This is a genomic window from Acinetobacter sp. AG1 (assembly GCF_001005525.1).
GTDB lineage: Bacteria > Pseudomonadota > Gammaproteobacteria > Pseudomonadales > Moraxellaceae > Acinetobacter > Acinetobacter modestus.
Map to the genome: position 1 here is coordinate 116,389 of NZ_LBMZ01000120.1, position 18,849 is coordinate 135,237.

Annotated in this window: 18 protein-coding genes, 3 tRNA genes and 1 pseudogene; 7 read left to right on the plus strand and 15 right to left on the minus strand. The window is 38.0% G+C overall.

Annotated elements, in window-relative coordinates; all coding sequences use genetic code 11:
- The first annotated feature begins 138 nt into the window (after nucleotides 1–138).
- The 3 genes from AAV96_RS14240 to AAV96_RS14255 all read left to right on the plus strand — a co-directional run bounded on the left by AAV96_RS14240 (nucleotide 139) and on the right by AAV96_RS14255 (nucleotide 1,867).
- Complete coding sequence (locus AAV96_RS14240) at nucleotides 139–597, plus strand: tetratricopeptide repeat protein (RefSeq protein WP_052750604.1); 459 nt, start codon at nucleotides 139–141, stop codon at nucleotides 595–597.
- 475 nt (nucleotides 598–1,072) lie between these two features.
- Nucleotides 1,073–1,414 carry a hypothetical protein gene (locus AAV96_RS14250; RefSeq protein WP_046739787.1) on the plus strand — a complete coding sequence of 114 codons (342 nt, stop codon included), beginning with the start codon at nucleotides 1,073–1,075 and terminating at the stop codon, nucleotides 1,412–1,414.
- Between the two features lie 129 nt (nucleotides 1,415–1,543).
- Nucleotides 1,544–1,867, plus strand: a complete 324-nt coding sequence (locus AAV96_RS14255) for a hypothetical protein (protein WP_046739788.1) — start codon at nucleotides 1,544–1,546, stop codon at nucleotides 1,865–1,867.
- A 231-nt stretch (nucleotides 1,868–2,098) separates the two neighbouring features.
- Here AAV96_RS14255 and glpD read toward each other — a convergent pair whose 3' ends face one another.
- The 3 genes from glpD to glpK form a co-directional block, all read right to left on the minus strand.
- On the minus strand, nucleotides 2,099–3,619 hold the full coding sequence (gene glpD, locus AAV96_RS14260; RefSeq protein WP_046739789.1) for a glycerol-3-phosphate dehydrogenase: 1,521 nt from the start codon (nucleotides 3,617–3,619) through the stop codon (nucleotides 2,099–2,101).
- A gap of 255 nt (nucleotides 3,620–3,874) precedes the next feature.
- Entirely contained in the window at nucleotides 3,875–4,633 is a 759-nt protein-coding gene (locus tag AAV96_RS14265; protein WP_046739790.1) for a DeoR/GlpR family DNA-binding transcription regulator, read from the minus strand.
- A 50-nt stretch (nucleotides 4,634–4,683) separates the two neighbouring features.
- The gene (gene glpK, locus AAV96_RS14270) at nucleotides 4,684–6,198 is read right to left on the minus strand and encodes a glycerol kinase GlpK (RefSeq protein ID WP_046739791.1); all 1,515 of its coding nucleotides are present in this window, start codon (nucleotides 6,196–6,198) and stop codon (nucleotides 4,684–4,686) included.
- Between the two features lie 260 nt (nucleotides 6,199–6,458).
- Between glpK and AAV96_RS14275 the strand changes: the two genes are divergently transcribed.
- On the plus strand, nucleotides 6,459–6,884 hold the full coding sequence (locus AAV96_RS14275; protein WP_005217773.1) for a hypothetical protein: 426 nt from the start codon (nucleotides 6,459–6,461) through the stop codon (nucleotides 6,882–6,884).
- Between the two features lie 53 nt (nucleotides 6,885–6,937).
- Here the strand turns inward: AAV96_RS14275 and AAV96_RS14280 are convergent, their stop codons facing one another.
- The 3 genes from AAV96_RS14280 to folD all read right to left on the minus strand — a co-directional run bounded on the left by AAV96_RS14280 (nucleotide 6,938) and on the right by folD (nucleotide 8,903).
- Nucleotides 6,938–7,222 (minus strand): GNAT family N-acetyltransferase, encoded by a 285-nt coding sequence (locus AAV96_RS14280; RefSeq protein ID WP_046739792.1) that lies wholly within the window; start codon nucleotides 7,220–7,222, stop codon nucleotides 6,938–6,940.
- A 116-nt stretch (nucleotides 7,223–7,338) separates the two neighbouring features.
- Nucleotides 7,339–8,007 carry a class I SAM-dependent methyltransferase gene (locus AAV96_RS14285; RefSeq protein ID WP_046739793.1) on the minus strand — a complete coding sequence of 223 codons (669 nt, stop codon included), beginning with the start codon at nucleotides 8,005–8,007 and terminating at the stop codon, nucleotides 7,339–7,341.
- A 47-nt stretch (nucleotides 8,008–8,054) separates the two neighbouring features.
- Nucleotides 8,055–8,903, minus strand: a complete 849-nt coding sequence (gene folD / locus AAV96_RS14290) for a bifunctional methylenetetrahydrofolate dehydrogenase/methenyltetrahydrofolate cyclohydrolase FolD (protein ID WP_004663376.1) — start codon at nucleotides 8,901–8,903, stop codon at nucleotides 8,055–8,057.
- A gap of 152 nt (nucleotides 8,904–9,055) precedes the next feature.
- On the opposite strand from folD, the gene AAV96_RS14295 reads away from it, so the two are divergent.
- Together AAV96_RS14295 and AAV96_RS14300 are read left to right on the plus strand one after the other, a co-directional pair.
- A tRNA-Cys gene (locus AAV96_RS14295) sits at nucleotides 9,056–9,129 on the plus strand.
- 8 nt (nucleotides 9,130–9,137) lie between these two features.
- A tRNA-Leu gene (locus tag AAV96_RS14300) sits at nucleotides 9,138–9,223 on the plus strand.
- A gap of 126 nt (nucleotides 9,224–9,349) precedes the next feature.
- Here AAV96_RS14300 and AAV96_RS14305 read toward each other — a convergent pair.
- Entirely contained in the window at nucleotides 9,350–11,158 is a 1,809-nt protein-coding gene (locus AAV96_RS14305) for an alkaline phosphatase D family protein (protein WP_046739794.1), read from the minus strand.
- Between the two features lie 208 nt (nucleotides 11,159–11,366).
- On the opposite strand from AAV96_RS14305, the gene AAV96_RS14310 reads away from it, so the two are divergent.
- Nucleotides 11,367–11,452 (plus strand) — tRNA-Leu (locus tag AAV96_RS14310).
- Between the two features lie 134 nt (nucleotides 11,453–11,586).
- Here the strand turns inward: AAV96_RS14310 and pgaD are convergent.
- The 8 genes and pseudogenes from pgaD to AAV96_RS14350 all read right to left on the minus strand — a co-directional run.
- Nucleotides 11,587–12,003 (minus strand): poly-beta-1,6-N-acetyl-D-glucosamine biosynthesis protein PgaD, encoded by a 417-nt coding sequence (pgaD, locus tag AAV96_RS14315; protein WP_046739795.1) that lies wholly within the window; start codon nucleotides 12,001–12,003, stop codon nucleotides 11,587–11,589.
- A gap of 30 nt (nucleotides 12,004–12,033) precedes the next feature.
- Entirely contained in the window at nucleotides 12,034–13,290 is a 1,257-nt protein-coding gene (gene pgaC / locus AAV96_RS14320; RefSeq protein WP_046739796.1) for a poly-beta-1,6-N-acetyl-D-glucosamine synthase, read from the minus strand.
- Nucleotides 13,291–13,305: 15 nt separating this feature from the next.
- Nucleotides 13,306–15,303, minus strand: a complete 1,998-nt coding sequence (pgaB, locus tag AAV96_RS14325) for a poly-beta-1,6-N-acetyl-D-glucosamine N-deacetylase PgaB (RefSeq protein ID WP_046739797.1) — start codon at nucleotides 15,301–15,303, stop codon at nucleotides 13,306–13,308.
- A gap of 254 nt (nucleotides 15,304–15,557) precedes the next feature.
- On the minus strand, nucleotides 15,558–15,953 hold the full coding sequence (locus AAV96_RS14330; protein WP_004663385.1) for a hypothetical protein: 396 nt from the start codon (nucleotides 15,951–15,953) through the stop codon (nucleotides 15,558–15,560).
- Nucleotides 15,954–16,338: 385 nt separating this feature from the next.
- On the minus strand, nucleotides 16,339–16,680 hold the full coding sequence (locus AAV96_RS14335) for an FKBP-type peptidyl-prolyl cis-trans isomerase (RefSeq protein ID WP_005158141.1): 342 nt from the start codon (nucleotides 16,678–16,680) through the stop codon (nucleotides 16,339–16,341).
- A gap of 19 nt (nucleotides 16,681–16,699) precedes the next feature.
- A complete protein-coding gene (locus tag AAV96_RS14340; protein ID WP_046739798.1) occupies nucleotides 16,700–17,230 on the minus strand; it encodes a YaeQ family protein in 531 nt (176 codons plus the stop codon).
- Between the two features lie 75 nt (nucleotides 17,231–17,305).
- Complete coding sequence (locus tag AAV96_RS14345; RefSeq protein ID WP_046739799.1) at nucleotides 17,306–18,319, minus strand: CobW family GTP-binding protein; 1,014 nt, start codon at nucleotides 18,317–18,319, stop codon at nucleotides 17,306–17,308.
- Between the two features lie 222 nt (nucleotides 18,320–18,541).
- Nucleotides 18,542–18,826 (minus strand): annotated as a pseudogene (locus tag AAV96_RS14350) (DEAD/DEAH box helicase family protein); the annotation flags it as partial.
- Nucleotides 18,827–18,849 lie beyond the last annotated feature (23 nt).

Sequence of the window (18,849 nt, forward strand, 5' to 3'; positions counted from 1 at the left end):
TGTTATAAATAATCATAGGTGTATATAGTATGGTGAAGCGAAGTCAGCTATCATCCAATCAATAAATTTTGATCGTGATGTGTATAGTTCACAGTCAAGTAGTGCATAACGTTAGGTATTAGAGACAATTAAAACCTCATGGAAGAAACCGAAATTAAAGCACATGAAGCTTGGGATGTAGGAGACCTAGATCTAGCCTTTGAGCTTTTCTCGATCTGTGCCGCGCAAAACTCTGATGGCTGCATGCTTGATCTTGGTTATTTTTATGATGAAGGCATTGGTACAATCGCAAATAAAAAACAAGCGATGTATTGGTACAAGAAAGCCTACCGCCTTGGTAGTAGTGCTGCTGCTTCAAACATTGCCATCCTTTATCGTGAGCAAGGTCGCTTCAACTTAACAGCTCAGTGGTTTCGTCGCGCCACACAGTTAAATGACGGAGACGCGGAAATTGAGCTAGCCAAACTCCTAATCGCAGGTAAAGGGATACGAAAATCTCTTCCTGCAGCCAAAGAGCATCTATTACGCGCGCTAGCCTCTACCTGTATTACGCCTGATGGGCTGAAAGAAGCAGAAGAACTGTTGAGTCAGATGTAAAATTGCCTCTAACAATGCGTCCAACTACAACTCACTTCGTTCGCCATACATCCAAAAGTTACCCTTTTGGCCGCCCGTTAGCTTAATCGTTAGGTTCTTATGGAAAATAAAAAGAGATTAACAGAAAAAGAGTTCACCCAAATGATTAAACTCTTACATAGGTATGTCAATACTGAAATGGATCAATGGGAATTATGGTTTTTTGATACAGATTTCTCTAGGATTTATATAGATATATCAATGAAAACAACATGTTCAGAAGAAAATTATACAAATATGAATAATATTGTTAATAAGCCTGATAAATAGCCTGAAATGAAAATAGTTAAATTAATCTCTGTTGTACTTCATCTGAGAATCTAAGGTTCAAATAAATCAATTATTTTTATTACATTTTCAATCAATGAGGTATCTTATGCAGCAGAATTTGGAAGCTTATATATCACCAATGCCGCATAAGAGTAGTTAGGCACATATGACTTTATCAGTTTCAGCTTATATAATAGCACCTGACGGAAGCACTACGGATATCCCTCTTCCCTCTGATCTAGCAGGTTTTGAGTCAGCACGTCGTAACTTCTATGGCGCTGCATCGCAAAAGTATGGGCTTAATTTATTGTCGCAATTGCAAGATTTTACTCTCTTAGAAGTTCGAGGCAAATTGCTGAATCAACTTCTGTCTGAGGTCGAAGTGTTGCTGAATGATACGGCTTTGGATGAAAGCGGTGACTATTGGCGCTTTAGGCTTAATAACATCAAAACAGCCGCAGAAGTGGCGCTCAAGTATGGTGATGCAGGAGCTATTAGTATTGGTTAGCCCAACTTCGTGCTCAAGTGGGATAATGCCCCATCCAATTACAGTGTCTTTTTTTATGGTTCTAAGGTAATCTCAGATTTTATTTTGCTGTGGGGCATTACGCCTTAAGCTAGTAGCTAGGTTAAAAAAATGGAAATTCCACAGTATTTGCCTTATTTTGAAAAATTTAAATGTCCAATATGCAAGGGTAACATTGCGCTTTGGTATATTTCGAATAATAGAGAGTTAAGTTGTCCAAGCTGTGAGGTTTTGTTGTCTTCCAATTATAAAGAAGCAAGCAGGAAAGCATATAACTTAGCAGTACCTATTTTTTTAGTGTTTATATTAGTCGAACTGATTTTGAGTTTTACTGATTTAATCTGGTTGAAAGTTATCGTAACTTTTGGCGGAATTATAAGTTTTTATCTCAGTTATTTAGTCTTTCTTCGGGCATTCAAAATTGTTAAAGTTTAAATTCTGAATTTACAGTACTTGTAAGCTAAATTTTTTATTAAATTAGAAGTAGCCTAACTCTATGTTAGAAAGGAGTGTGAATGGCTGTTTGCCCTCTATCAAACAAATGACAACATTCGCATCCCCCAAAGCCCCCTGCACTTCCATCAGTAAATAAACTGAGTTCTACAAACTCAGGTTATTTAAATAAAGGGCTTTTTAGACAGGGCTTTGATACTGCTATACGATTTTTTAAGCCGCTTCGTTGCTATGAGTTTTTACAATCAGATAAGCATCCAAAGTTTCGGTTTCTTTTTGCGTGAAGCTAAGTCCTAGTTTAGAACGTCTCCATAATACATCCTGACTCGTAGTTACCCATTCAGCAGTACATAAATAATCCACTTCACGTGCATACAAACCTTGTCCAAAGTGCTGTCCTAATTGCTCAACAGAAGTGACTTCACCTAAAAAATTCCAAACACGAGAACCATACGCACAAGCCCAACGTTTTGCCAAAGCATCAGAAGCATCTGTAATTTGCGCACGAATCTCCTGTATCAATTGTGCAACAGACTGCATATTCTCCCCGCCTGGTAAAGCTTCAGTCGCAGTCCAACTCTCTTGCATTTCAGGGAAAAAGGCTTTGAGCTGCTGCATAGCCGATTCAGCCAACTTACGATAAGTTGTTAATTTTCCGCCAAACACAGACAGTAACGGTGCTTGATCATCTGCTTCTTTAGAAAGTGCCAAAGTATAATCACGTGTAATTGCAGAAGGATTATCTGATTCATCATCACAGAGTGGACGCACACCTGCAAAAGTTGACACAATATCAGCTTGATTAAGCTGTTTTTTGAAATGTGCATTACTCACTTCAATCAAATAATCAATTTCTTCTTGCGTAATTTTGACTTGCGCAGGATCACCTTGATATTCACGATCCGTAGTTCCAATCATGGTGTATTGATCTAAATACGGAATTGCAAACACAATACGGCGGTCATCATTTTGCATAATAAATGCTTTGTCACCTTCATACAGTTTAGGCACAATGATATGACTACCTTGAATCAAGCGAATACCGTAAGGTGATTTGAGCTCTAAATCTTGTTTGATAAATTGTGCGACCCAAGGGCCAGCAGCATTGACCAATGCCTTTGCTTTAATTTGGAATTGACCATGTTCATTTTCTAAATCAACAATCCAATACTGCCCATCTCTTCGTGCAGACAAACAACGAGTGCGAGTTACAATATCAGCACCCTTTTCACGGGCATGCATCGCATTGAGTACGACCAAACGAGCATCATCAACAGCACAATCAGAATATTCAAAACCACGTGTTATCGCAGAATTTAAAGGGCTATCTTCTTTAAAATAGACATTATTTGAACCCAATAATTTCTCACGCTTACCTAAATGGTCATAGAAGAACAAACCCGTGCGAATCAACCATGCAGGGCGAAGATGTGGGCGATGCGGCATAATAAAACGCATTGGGCGAATAATATGTGGAGCTTTAGCCAATAACACTTCACGCTCAGCTAACGCTTCACGTACTAAACGAAATTCTTTGTGTTCTAAATAACGTAAACCACCATGAATAAGCTTACTGCTTGCAGAAGAAGTATGACTCGCTAAATCATCTTTTTCACACAAGAATACCGACAAACCACGTCCTGAAGCATCAGCCGCAATACCAACACCATTGATACCACCACCAATGACCGCAAGGTCATAGATTTTTTCATTTGTCTGAGGAGAAGTTTGCATAAATCACCGCAAATTTTCATTATTTTTCGATAATGAAAATTTAAACATATAAATCGAAAATAAACAATGAAAAATAGATCAAAAAATGCCAATCTATCGACATTTCTAGATAAATGGTAAAATTCAGTGGAGAGACTAAAAGTTCAGAAACACAGTAATCGCATTTATTTATAAGAAAAATATAATTTTTATTAAATATATCTTGAGTTAAATTGATTAACTCAAGAAAAGTAACATTTTTTCGAAAATGAAGATTTATTTTGCAACAATCAAACCAACATCTAAGTCTCTGATGGTTTTTATAAATTGCTCATTTGGCTGTTGATCAGTAAAAATACAATCCACTTGCTTAAGTGAACCTAATCGAATCATCGCATTACGCCCAAATTTACTGCTATCCGCGGCTAAAAAAACTTGGCGTGCACTTGAAAGAATTTCTTGAGAGACACACACTTCCTGAAAGTCAAAATCAAGCAATGTGCCATCTTCTTCAATTCCACTAATCCCGATAAGCGCATAATCTGCTTTAAACTGTTTAAAAAAATCAGCGGTTGCTTGACCAATCACACCACCATCTGGACGAACACGACCACTCGCAATCAGAACTTCAAAATCTTCTTTTGTGCTCAAGATCTTTGCAACATTCAGGTTATTAGTAATGACTTTTAAGCCCGTGTGGTTTAATAGTGCATGAGCAATCGCTTCGGTTGTGGTACCAATATTAATAAATAAAGAAGCGTGATCTGGAACGGCAGCAGCAACAGCTTCAGCAATTGTTCTTTTTTGCTCAAGCATATGCCCGACACGCATTGTATATTCTGTATTTTCAACACTTGAATCATGCGCCGCGCCGCCATGATAACGGCGCAAAAGCCCTTCATCCGCTAATTGATTAATATCACGACGAATCGTTTGAGGTGTAACATCGAAATGTTGAGCAAGTTCTTCAATACTAATATAACCACGCTCTCGTACTAATTCGAGGGTTTTCTGTTGGCGTAGTATCAAGCTCATGCTCATCAATCCTGTGTTATTTACGGCATATTATATCCGACTATTTTAGCTTAATCTTCTGCCCAATCTCGAGTACGTCCGACAGCTTTTAGCCAACCTTTGTACAGTTTTTCAGTTTGATCCTGACTGCATTCTGGTGTAAAGGTTCGTTCGATCGACATTCTACTCTTCAATTCATTTAAATCCGACCAAAAACCGACAGCTAAACCAGCCAAAAAGGCAGCTCCCATTCCCGTGGTTTCTTTCATTGCTGGACGCTCAACTGAAGTCGAAAGAATATCCGCTTGGAATTGCATCAAGAAGTTATTCGCTGTTACACCACCATCTACGCGTAGTGTCCGCAACTTTTCGTCAGAATCTTGTTGCATTGCATCTAATACATCACGTGTTTGATAAGCAATTGACTCTAAGGTCGCACGAATAATATGTTCAATACTCACACCACGTGTGATTCCGAGAATTGCACCACGAGCAGTTGGATCCCAATATGGCGCACCTAAACCTGTAAAGGCAGGAACAACATACACGCCATTACTGTCTTTTACTTTGGTTGCGTAATACTCAGAATCATAAGAATCATTGATTGCTTTAAGCTCGTCGCGCAACCATTGCACACATGAACCACCATTAAATACAGCACCTTCTAATGCATAGTTCACTTCACCTTTTGCACCACATGCAATGGTAGTCAACAAACCATGCTCAGATTGAACCATCCTCTTTCCTGTATTCATCAACAGGAAACAACCTGTGCCGTAGGTATTTTTAGCCTGTCCAACCTCTACACACATTTGCCCAAATAATGCCGCTTGTTGATCACCAGCGATGCCAGCGATAGGAATTCCAACTTCTTGACCACTAATAGTGTGTGTGTATCCATAAACCTCAGATGAGCTACGCACAGTTGGTAGCATTACTTTTGGAATGTTTAAAGCTTGAAGTAACTCATCATCCCATTCTAAGGTTTCTATATTAAACAGCATAGTACGTGAAGCATTGGTATAATCTGTCACGTGAACTTGACCATTGGTTAATTTCCAAATCAACCACGTATCGACTGTACCAAACAAAAGCTCACCGCGCTCTGCACGCTCACGGCTGCCCTCAACACGATCCAAAATCCATTTTATTTTTGTTGCTGAAAAATATGGATCGATGACTAAGCCCGTTACTTTTCGAACATAATCATCCCAACCATCTTGATGTAATTGATTACAAATTTCATTGCTTTGACGGCTTTGCCAAACAATAGCATTATAAATTGGCTTACCAGTTTTCTTGTCCCAAATGATCGTGGTTTCACGTTGGTTAGTAATCCCGATTCCAGCAATTTGGTCACTTGAAATACCAGCTTGTGCTAGCGCCTCAACCCAAACTGCACTTTGAGTTGCCCATATTTCCATAGGATCATGCTCAACCCAACCTGGTTGTGGGTAGATTTGCGTGAACTCACGCTGAGCAATACTAATAACATTTGCATCGTGATCCAACACGATTGCACGTGAACTCGTTGTACCTTGGTCAAACGCAACCACATATTTTTTTTGACTATCTGTAGAGATCATGACACACCTATCCAGACTTGCCTTATATAACAGACCAATAAATTAAATGCCCGTTAAAACGGGCAAAAATACTGCAATAAAGCAACGACTTCTGTATTAAATAAAAAACTTGGCAGATTATATGCAAAATTGTTCGAAAACGAAAATTCTTTCTTTAACTTTGAACCTCAATACGATGAATAGCGCCAATTTTAAAGATTACTCACAATAACAACCTTATTTTATGCCATACTAATTATAGAAATAATAGGATCATAGATATGAAAAAAACCAATTTATTCATTATCGTTACAAGTGCACTTGTGATCACTGCATGTCAAAGTACACCACACAAATTTAACGGCGTGACGGGCTATCAAATAGAAAATAAAACAACAACTTCAGCCACGATTGCTTACACCCTTGCAGCACGTACCAATCAAGATTTAGATCAAAAGAAATTACAACATGCGTGCAATCAAGTTTTAGGCGTAGGAAAAACTTATAAAATTTCAATACTCAGTGTTAATGAAATTATGAATCCTACACAACAAGAACAATACGGTGTAAAACTTGGAAATAGTCGTGCAACTTTTGGACTTTCTAATTCACCTGATTTCAATAACAGTGAAGGATATGCAACACGCCAAGCACTTGAGGCACGTCCGACTACACTTAAAGTCATTCGCTATACTTGTTCTGAATAAATAATAAAGATGGATGTATAAGTTTCTATTTAGGTTTATACATCCTATATATTTTATATCTTCAAGACATCATGAATCGATAGATCTTTATCGAAAACCGACTTTGCAAATGGGCATAAAGGAATGACCTTAATGTTGCGACCTCTTGCAAAAGTAACTAACTCATTTAAAAGTTTTCGACCTAATCCTTGCCCTCGAAATTGATCATTCACATCAGTGTGATCAATAATTAGCATTGTATACCCAGCCCATGTGTAAGCCATTTCAGCAGCTACTGTTTCACCGTTGAACAGCTTAAATATCCCATGTTTATTATCATCAACCTGTTGAATATTCATTTTCTTTCCTTTTGAAGATTATTTCTATTTCAACTGAATGTTTGAGCATGAGTAAGAAGGAAATAGTGTTGAGATTTAATAGTCTCAACACTGATTATTTTTAGATTAAACATTATTTATTTTGTGCGGTAAAAACTCACATTTCTAAACTCTTTGGATTCATCCAAGTCAGGCCAAGTCGTTGCGCTGCGCTCATCAATTTTCAGATATCGAGGATGGCTGAAATTTTTAACTCGGCTATCAGCAACCCAAACTTCAGGTGCGAACTTAAGAAATTCATCCAAAAAGAAACGATTGCATTGGTCATACAGCACGTCTGCAGCGAGCAATACATCCACTTGCTCGGATTTATATAAATCATCCAAATATTCAAGTTCAACATCATTCAACAAAGCATTTTCACGACATGACGCAAGACTTACCAGATCAATATCACAACAGATCACACGCTTCGCACCTGCCATTTTTGCAGCAATTGCAACTACACCCGAACCTGCACCAAAATCTAAGACCACTTTATCTTTAACATGATGTGGCTCAGCGAGTAACCACTGTGCCATCGCTAAACCAGATGCCCAACAGAAAATCCAATACGGCGTCTCATTCCAAATACGACGAATCACCTCATCATCCAAACGATCAGTTGGAAAAACTGGTGGGATCAACCATAATGATATAGGTGTTTCAGGAAGCTGCTGTGCTAGTAGATCCGTATTTGGGATGACTTCATGTAATGCTTGAAGCAATTGTTCAGGGGCTTTCGCAAATTGAAATGTACAACTCATATATCTTTAATTCTAAAAAACCCCTCTTATCGAGGGGCTATTAATCTTTAAACTAATGCTTTTTCAGCAGCTTCAACAGTTTGACGAATCAACGTGGTAATCGTCATTGGCCCTACACCACCTGGAACAGGAGTATAAGCAGAAGCAATCTCTTCAATTCCCACTAATTGAATATCACCGACACCACCGCCATCACGCGGGTGGAAACCTGCATCTACAACAACTGCACCTTGCTTGATCCAGTCTTTTTGAATCAACTCAGCTTTACCCACCGCACCTACAATAATATCTGCTTGTTTTACCAATTCAGCTAAGTTTTGAGTACGTGAGTGGCAAATGGTCACTGTCGCATTCGCCTGTAATAACATCATTGCCATTGGTTTGCCTAAAATCGCTGAACGACCGACCACAACTGCATGTTTACCCGCGATCTCGATCTTGTTTTCTTGCAAGATTGTCATAATACCCGCAGGTGTCGCAGAACCATATGCCGCTTCACCCATAGCCATACGACCAAAACCTAAGCAAGTCACGCCATCCACATCTTTAGCTAATGAAATGGCATCAAAACATGCTCTTTCATCAATTTGTTCAGGCACTGGATGCTGCAACAAAATACCATGCACATCTGGATTAGCATTTAATTTTTCAATCTCAGCCAATAATTGCTCTGTTGTGGTTTCTTTTGGAAGCTCAACTTTAAGTGAATCCATACCAACACGACGACATGCATTGCCTTTCATGCGCACATACGTTGCTGACGCACCATCATCACCAACTAAGATTGTTGCCAAAATTGGGGTACGCCCCGTTTTTGCTTTTAAAGCTTCTACACGTACTAACAAATCAGCTTCGATTTGTTTTGCTAATGCACGACCGTCTAAAACCAATGCCACAGCGCATCTCCAAAGTGGGTATGAATCAATTATGCAAATAATACATGATAATTTGAGCAATATTCTTTTAGATGTTGTTTTTATGCGCATATTCACTATAAACACTATTGTTTTTTTTCTAAAGGTTGCTAATATGTGCATCACCAAGAGATGGCGGGGTGGCAGAGTGGTCATGCAGCGGACTGCAACTCCGTGTACGCCGGTTCGATTCCGACCTCCGCCTCCATTGGTAAAGCCCGAGTGGTGAAATCGGTAGACACAGGGGATTTAAAATCCCCCGCCCACAAAGCGTGCCAGTTCGAGTCTGGCCTCGGGCACCATTTTTCAACTAATGAAATATGGTGCAAATAAAAATCCAGCGTAAGCTGGTTTTTTTATGTCTAAAATTTAAGACAAGCATAAAAAAGCCAAGGTCATAGACTTGGCTTTCCAAAACTTTTAAAAATTTAAGCCACTTGCTGCCCTGTTTTCACTGGCAATAAATTTTTATCCAAACTCAATTGATAGCCTCGTGATTTATCAATCACATATTCAGGCTTTTTGATCGAATCTACATAAATCCACTGTGATTGGACTTGAGTTTCATCAAATTGGACAATTAAATATCCTCTTTGATTTAAATTGCAGTAATTCAACTCATCAATTAACGTTGTGAATGCAAACTCAAACTGCTGTAATTGGTCTAGCGGAATATTTAAATATTTTTCCAGCCCAGGTGAAGAAACCGAACTTGTTGCCAATTCAACACCAACAAACACCCCATCCTTACTGTATAAATTGGATGACCATGCATTATGAGTATCTCCTGCTAGAACAACCACCTTTTTCTTTAATTGTGCCAAAGTTCCATACACAATCTCTCGTTCAGCAAAATAACCATCCCATGCATCTAAGTTATAAGGTGCAACCGTCAATACACGCGCTTTATCTTGTGCTGTTAACGTCGGATCACCTTGTATTAAACGCAGTTTCAATTTTACTAATTCGGTGATTTGGGCATTCATTTTATTTAAAGTATCAAGACTTGGATTACCAGCTGTAATTTCAGCTAAAGCCTGTAACAACTCTGCTGGCACAAACATTTTGGTCATGAGAATTTGTTGCCCCAAAACATCCCAAGTTGCATTTGAGCTTTGTATTACACCGACAATATTTTTCTCTTTATTGCCTAACAACCATTCTCTCTGAGTTTCCCCCATGATTGTTCGAGTAGAATTAAACAGAGCGGCTTGAAACGCAACTGCGTCTAATTTTCCTGTCATTGGATTTATAAATTTCCCATAGTCCAACTGTTCATCACGCGCAATAATACGAGTGTCCAACATCATCAAATTAACTAAACCACCAAAATTAAACTGTCGATAAATCTTAATATGTTGGTTGTCTACAGGACGAATCGGCATCCATTCAAAATAAGCTTGCAATGCTGCTAACTTTCTTTCAGAGAATTTACCTTCATTCTTTGCATTTGCTGTTTCTTCAGTATGATTTTCAGCACCTTCTCGCCATGCATCATTTGCTAATTCGTGATCATCCCAAATAACAATAAATGGATGACGATGATGCAAGGACTGTAGATCCTTATCTTTACGATAGAGTGCATAACGCTTGCGATAATCATCCAACTTAATAATTTCTTTATTATTGTCTGCAGCAAGCGTACGTCCTAATTTAGCGGCATCCTCTGCTGCATAGCCATCCGCGCCATATTCATAAATATAGTCGCCCAAATGAATGACAACATCGACATCTTGCTTAGCCATTTCACGGTACACATAGAAATATCCTGCTGGATAATTCGAACATGAACACACTGCAAAACTGACTTTAGATGTACTGGTTGGCAAAGTCTTGGTTTGCCCAATAGGTGAAATCTTATCGCCAAAGCTAAAACGATAAAAATAGCTTTGATTTGATTTTAATCCAGTTGCATCTACCTTTACAGTAAAGTCTTGCGCAGCAGCAGTAGTGACTTTATCAGTTTTAATGATTTGCTTGAATTGCTGATCTAACGCAATTTCCCAAGTGACTTGCAACCGTGCGCTGCTATCGCTTGGTGTTAAGCGTGTCCACAAAATCACGCGATCCTGTAGTGGATCACCGCTGGCAACGCCATGTTCAAAATTAACTTGTAATGTCGCTGTTTCTTGATCTGAACTGTCATTACATCCTGTAAACCCCGCAGATAAAGACAAAGCCCCAAAACCGAATAAACTTTTTTGAATGAGTTCCCGTCGTGAAATTTTTGCTGTCATTTGGATAACTACCTTAATTTTATTACTTTAAATAATTAAAACTAAGTTGCTTAAATGAAAGTTTGATCTCAGTTTGATGAAATAATCATGAAAATTATATGACAATGCTTAATTTTTATCTGATAAACACATGAATTGATTGAAAAGAAAGCAATTAATACTTTTTACTCTTGCCAAGTTTTAAAGTCTCCTCTATTATTGCGCACATGCCCGAGTGGTGAAATCGGTAGACACAGGGGATTTAAAATCCCCCGCCCACAAAGCGTGCCAGTTCGAGTCTGGCCTCGGGCACCATTTTTCAACTAATGAAATATGGTGCAGATAAAAATCCAGCGTAAGCTGGTTTTTTTATGTCTAAATTTTAAAACAATCATAAAAAAATGCCTTAATTAAAATTAAGGCATTTATACTTCTCAATCGAATAAATTCTATTCAACCCTAATAATCTTACCATTTTCATCATGATGCAGCGTGGTTACTTTTTGTTGGCGACCAACTTGAATTTCTTGCTCAGGCAACTCAAAATAACGTGCATAATCAGGTAGTGCTTTTTCAATTGCATGCTTATCATGAACTCTCTTTGAAGGTAAGAGTCCCCATAGTAATAATGCAATTGCACACATAAATAACGCCGTAACGCCGTGCTCAAGACCCTGACTGAATGCAGCCATTAAGCGTTGTGCAATATGTGTCTTTTGTAGTTCAACCAGCACCCAAACTAAGATAAATGGTCGCCATAATAGCAGCCAACCCGCCCACATCATTGCTGTTGTGGTCGTAGAAAAATAACGCTTATGCCATGGGAGTTGGCGACGTACATCGATAATCAAACTATTTGCTTTCATTTCTAGTCTCAGCAAAATGAATCTTGCGACTCAGCGAATTCCACGATCTGGGCTAATCCAACGGGCGCGTTTTTCATCACCACGCAACAGTACCTTTGGAAAGGCGACGATTGTAGCAGTAATCGTAATTAACCAAAACACAAATGGGTACCAAATCATCCAATAATAATTTTTCCCTAGGCTTGGCTCATAACGACTATCCATCCATTTGCTTAAAGCAAACTGAATTAAACAGGTCGCACCTAATAAAATTCCGCTACCATATGGTAAAAAAGGTGAACTAACGATAGCAAGGGCTGGGATTGTAAATACAAAATGTAACAACCACATGACAGCCATAATCAGCATCAAATATGACCATACTAATGTTAAGCAAAGCTCTAGCATTAATGGCCAGAGAAAATTAAGTTTTGGTTTAAAGAACACATCAATATTCTTTATCAGAACTTGTGCCCCACCCATCGCCCAACGTAAACGCTGTTTCCACAAACCATTGAAAGTCTCAGGCATCAAAATCCAAACCAGAGCATTTGGCTCAAAACGAACATCCCAACCTGCGCGTTGTAATTTCCAAGTGATATCAATATCTTCCGTCAACATATTTGGAGACCAATAATCAACTTGATGTACGGCACTTTTACGAAATGCAGTAATTACACCTGATACTGTGAATAAACGACCAAAAGTACGTTGTGCACGTTTAATCATGCCAACAATTGAAGAGAACTCACCAACCTGAATACGTCCCAATAGGGTTGAACGTGTACGAATACGTGGATTACCCGTAACTGCTGCAACTGTTGAGTCTTCTAGAAAATGACGCATCATCCATTTAGCAGCATGAGGATCTAGTAACGCATCACCATCAATACCAATCAAGAACTCAGCATCAGTCATTAAACTGCCCGCTTGCAGTCCCATCGCTTTACCTTGGTTTTGAGCAAGATGCACAACACGTAATTTTTCATGCTGCGCCGCGAGACGATCCAGCACTTCGCCCGTGTTATCAGAACTACCATCATTAATCGCAATCACTTCAAAGTTTGGATAATCTAATTGCAAAGCATGACTAATGGTTTCTTCTGCATTATCACCCTCGTTAAAACAAGGAACGAGTACAGCAACTTTAGGATATTCAGGCAAAGTTGCTGGCTGCTGATATGGAGGATCTTGGCGCTCTTTCCAGTAGAAAATAATTGCCCCTACCATCCATAAATAAGACATAAATAATGGATAGTAAAACACAAACTTAATGGCATAAGCCCATAATAAAGCAATTATACTCATCGACACATTACTCCGTTATGGTACTAATTGTGATGATTTTAAAGTAAAAGCCTTACGCATAGTTTCTACATCTGGGTGTTCTTTAATCGGATCGTCAGGATAATATGCAATGTGCATCGCACCTTGTTGATAAAGCGACTTAATTGTTGCTGCCATTTCTTCAGAAGGAATCTTCTGATCATTACGCCAGTTAATCGCTTGTAGCTCCATCACTGTCTTTTTAATCCCGTTTGGATATTGTTTCACCCGATTCATAATATCCGTATAAAATTTTTCGGGATTATCCGATTGCTCCATATAAGGCATTGCCATTATTGCAGTGAAATCATAACGTCTTAATGACTCTTCTAAAGACTGTGCATACCAATTTTCGGCATACGGGTTAAGGGCAACTTGCGCATACAAATTACGTGCAGTCATCAAATAAGGCTGATATTGACGCACCTCACCTGCTAGCTCCATTGCAAAATCATCTAGGGTACGCGTTTTATAAGCAGTCCATTTCTGTAACTTGTCGTCATTATTTCGTATTTTAGCCAGATCCGTTGGCAAACCTTGTTTCGCATAAGCAGCAAGTGCTTGAGGGCTTGCATCTTCATAATCAGATAATGTCACATCATCATGAAATAACAGACCATCAAATGGCGTTGATTTTGCAAGATCTTGGTAAATCTCTTTAATGGTTTGTCTTGCTTTTGGGGAATATGGGCTTAAGCGGATATATCCCATATTCAAATGCTCGCCCGCTTTTGCTTGTTGCGTGACAACCAAATCCTTTGACACTGGATCTGATTTAGGTAACTCCCATGCAAGTAAAGGCATCCAAGCATACAAACGCTGTACTGGCGTACGTGTTTGAATTTGCCAAGCTACTCGGTTAAATAAATCCGCACGCATTGGAATATGACGATTTGGGAAATACACCATATCAGCAGAACCATTTGCATCAGGATCTGAGAATGCTTGTAAGTAAACTGTCTTTACTCCCATCCCATTGATACGATCTAACAGATTACCTAAATTGCGTTCCTGTTGTTGTGGGTCTGGATCATAGATGTAATCTAAATCCACATGCATGATCTTTTGTGGACGATTATTATCGTTTAAATTCAGTTCGCGGTTCTTAATTTCTTGTGCCAAGGCATTGGTTGACATATTTCCTTGAATTAAAATACGCCCCATATTTTGGATCGATTGTTTGGCATGATCAGCGCCATCATCCAAAGTAATGGTAATCGGCATACCCAATTGTTTAGAAATTTGAACTAATTGCATATTATAGCGACCATAAGGCCAAACCATGACACGTGGTGAACGTAAACCATGTGCCTGTAGTAATTCATTATTTTTCTTTAGATCTTGATAAACACGTGCTTGATAATTTGCATCACTTTCATAGGTTTTCGTATTTGAATCATAGATACGAGTAATTGCTGCTGGTTCTGAATTACCTTGAGGGTTTGCGTTTACTCCTCGATGCAAATGGTAGCTATGACTTGCAATCTCAACAAAGCCACTATTTTGCATTTCTTTGAGTTCATTCCAACTCAAAATTTTATTGCGCGTAATCTCTTCCCCACCAAAATCTACTTTCTGATTAGCTTTTGGTTCTAACCAAGAACCGACAACTGCTAATACAACTGGAATTTTTTTCGCACGTACAATGGGATAAGCATTTTGATAAAAAGACTGATAACCATCATCTACTGTCAATAACACAGGTTTAGTTGGTAAAGTATATTTGCCCTGATGTGCTTTAATCAGTTGATCGACATTGATAAAGTGATAACCATTATTTTGTAACCAATCGATGTGCTCGCTGAATTGTTGTGCTGTTACAGCATAACTTGGGATGAGTGCATCTTTATGGTCGGTAATTTCATGATAACCAATGACGGTTAACGTTGTCGCATCAATTTTGGAATTTTCTGCAAAAGTTGCTGTAGTCGCAACTAAACCAATCATTAGACCTAAAAATGTTTTTAAGGTCGGAGACACTAAACGTGTTGTCATAGAGATATCTTCTCAATATTCGAAAATGGCTGAGCGCGAATCATGCATGAATCATCTTACAATTTGTGGACAAATAAGATTTTTAGCGAGTCAGAGCTGGGAGCAAGGATTGTATTTATAATTTTAAAAACTGAAAATAATCTTAAAAAAATATTTTATAAATTTTATCGCAATATACATCAATATTTTAGCAATATGTGATTAGGTTCCTAACACGATACGTATTAAGAACCTAATGAGCTAAATATAAAAGCTTAATATTGAATGAGCTGAAAATTTGGATGCTCAGAAAGTTGTTGTAAATAATAACGTTCTTTTTGATAAAAATATTTATATAAGCGATTTACCCATTCACCACGACGGAAAGTCTGAATCTTTTTATTCACGCCATCATATTGTAGCAAGACGACATTCCCTTCTAATGGAGATAATAAGGTAATCTGATAGTCAGGATGTGAATGCTGATGTGAAGGACTCAGCTCTCGGAGAATCTCGACCTTGTTCTCTCCATCCATCCAATAATGTTTATCAATCAATGCTTTTTCATTGACCCAAAAACCATTTTCAGCGCCATTATAAGTATTAATCAAGAAAAAATTGTGTAATTCTTTTAATAGCTCAGAAGCGGTAATATCCAAATAATCATTCATAGCTGCCTCACTCACTCAAATTTTTGGTGCTCGTTAACACAAGCATAGATTTTTTATAATTTACCTCGCCATGTTTATGAATCTGCTGATCATGGATGGCAACATTAAAAGCAATTTTTCCAAAAGGTAAATTAACATCACATTTTTTATAAAAACTTTGATTTAGAATACATTGCTCTTTCTTTAAAAGATATACAGAACCGTCTATAGAATCAATAATTTTAAGCAGATTGTTGCAAAAAGCAGATTAAAATAAAAATATTAAAAATCAATATATTAGAATTAAATCATTTTTTTGATTTGTATTGTTTTTGTACTTTTTTTTGCAAAGCATGAATTAAGCAATCAAATCAATGCCATCATACTTTGCATCATTGAGACTAAATCACTCGTCGCGAGTTTTAACATCAAATAATTCAATTTCAAAAATCAGATTTGAATTTGCTGGAATAATTTTTCCCATTTTGCGTTCGCCATAAGCTAAATGTGCAGGTACGATTAATTTACGCTTCCCACCAACGCGCATTCCCATGATGCCTTGATCCCAACCTTTGATTACTCGTCCAGTACCGATCACCGTCTCAAAATAATTCCCGCGGTCAATTGAAGAATCGAACTGAGTACCATCTTCTAACCATCCCGTATAGTGTGTTGTGATTAAAGCACCTTTAACAGCTTCTTTACCTTCACCCACTTTTAAATCAATAATTTGTAATTCAGCGCTCATTTTTTACTCCCAACCTGATTTATTGCAATTGTAACCATTGAATATCGACTTGACCTTTATCGCTCAGCAAAGTCCACTCTCCATCCATAATATTAAGCTGTAATTGCATCGTGCGTTCACATAAGCCTTCAAGTGCCTGTGTAGTCTGAGATGCTAATTGCCAAACTTCCACATTACTCAAAGTCTTAATCTTGGTATTTTTTTGCCACCAATCAGCAGCTTGTGAGCCATAGGTAATCACAGCCACTTTTTTACAGCGAGCACTGGCTTTTTTCACTTTATCTTCAGATGGACAACCGACTTCAATCCAATTTTCTAAAAGCCCTGTTAAATCTTTTTGCCATAACGCAGGCTCATCCGTTTCAAACAAATCTTTGGTGAATTCTAATCGTTCATCGGCATAACGTGCGTAAGCAAGAATACGAACCATCAAACGTTCAATAGTCTCTGACGGATGTAAGGCAAGTGTTAGCTGATAATCTGCATAGATATGCTGATCCATATTGGCAATATTCAGATCTGCCTTATATATTGTTGCTTTTAGCGCCATAAAAAATACTCTTAAATACGGTGTACTCAAATTTGGCGCTAAGCATACTCTATTTTATTACAGAAAATATCGGCTTTAATCATTTTGAGCATCAGTTAGATCAAGACGACAATTTAATAATTGTGTTTCAAACCCCAACCAATCTTGTTCGGATTGGCAAATAATTTCAATTCGATTATCAATACTCTCTTCAGCAGACTTATAGTTAAATTGTTGAGGATTAAAGTTAAAACTTTTCCAACCTTGATCCGTATTAAATATGCCTTTGATGCGGACCCAATTTTGTTGCGTACACAACAAATCTAACAGTTCAAAAAATTTAAATTGCCAGCGTTTAGGCAATTTCCAACCTGCAACGGTATAACCTTGAGCCGTTTCTACATAATGATATGGAAGTTGTTTTATTTCTAACAGAGGCTCAATAGCCTGTGTCTGTTGTAACTTGAGTAAAGGTTGGATCTTACGTTGTACAGGTTGTTGCACAATATCAATCTGAGACAATTCAATTTTGCCACACTCAACTTCAATCCAATGCTGGACATAAGTGTCATATTCTTGTTTTAAAGCTGCATAAGCTTGATGATCTGCTACTGACATACAATCAATATGCGAGAGGACTACGATTTGTGCAGATTTCAGTTGATCGGTATATAAGTTCTGTTTAACCCAATCTTCATCATGTAGACGACTCCCATCTACAACAATCACCAAAGCACGCATTGCTAAACTACTTTGCCAATGTGGCTCGGTCAGTTGTTCCAATAATTGTGCAGGATGACCTAAACCCGTCGGTTCGATAAATAAACGATCAGGTTTACTTTCACTGAGTAAGCGAGCCAGTGCAATTTGCATAGGAAGTTGACTGCTACAACACAAGCATCCACCAAGTAGTTCTTTGACAGCATATCCTTGTTGTTGGGTAATCAGGTGTTGATCAACACCTATTTGCCCAAACTCATTCATTAGAACAGCCCAAACTTCGTTTTCAGGCTTTTGGGTTAATAAATGCTGTAATAGCGTTGTTTTACCTGCACCTAAAAAACCAGAAATTATGTGAGTAGAAACAATTTTGGGAGCAATAAACTTCACGATTTACTCGCATTAAAAATTTGTTTCATTCTAAAGAGAAAAATATGCGAAATAAAATAAAGAATAAAATTTATGAAATAATTCAATTAAAACAAAAATAGAGAGAATCCAATCACAAAATTAATCTAAAAATACTATTTAAAATTAAAATATAAATGTTTTATCCAATTATTAAACTATTTGCAAAAGAAAGCTCATGTTTAAAACACGTAAAATTTTAGGGTAATAACTGACGAAATACTCAACTGCATTATTCGGGAAAAAAGCTTTGAACTCACCATAAAGCTGTGCAGCAAGCGTTTTGTTGTGTGCCATAACAATCGTTGGACGCTGTGTTTGTGCAATCACATTCGCCATCGTATAGGTTTTACCAGAACCCGTCACTCCAAGTAGTAACTGATTACGAAGACCATGCTCAATGCCATTAACTAACTTCTCAATCGCTTGTGGTTGATCACCAGCAGGTTGATAATTGGTGACTAATTCAAAAGGTTGGTTTTCGCTCACAAGAATACCCTTTTCAATCGATG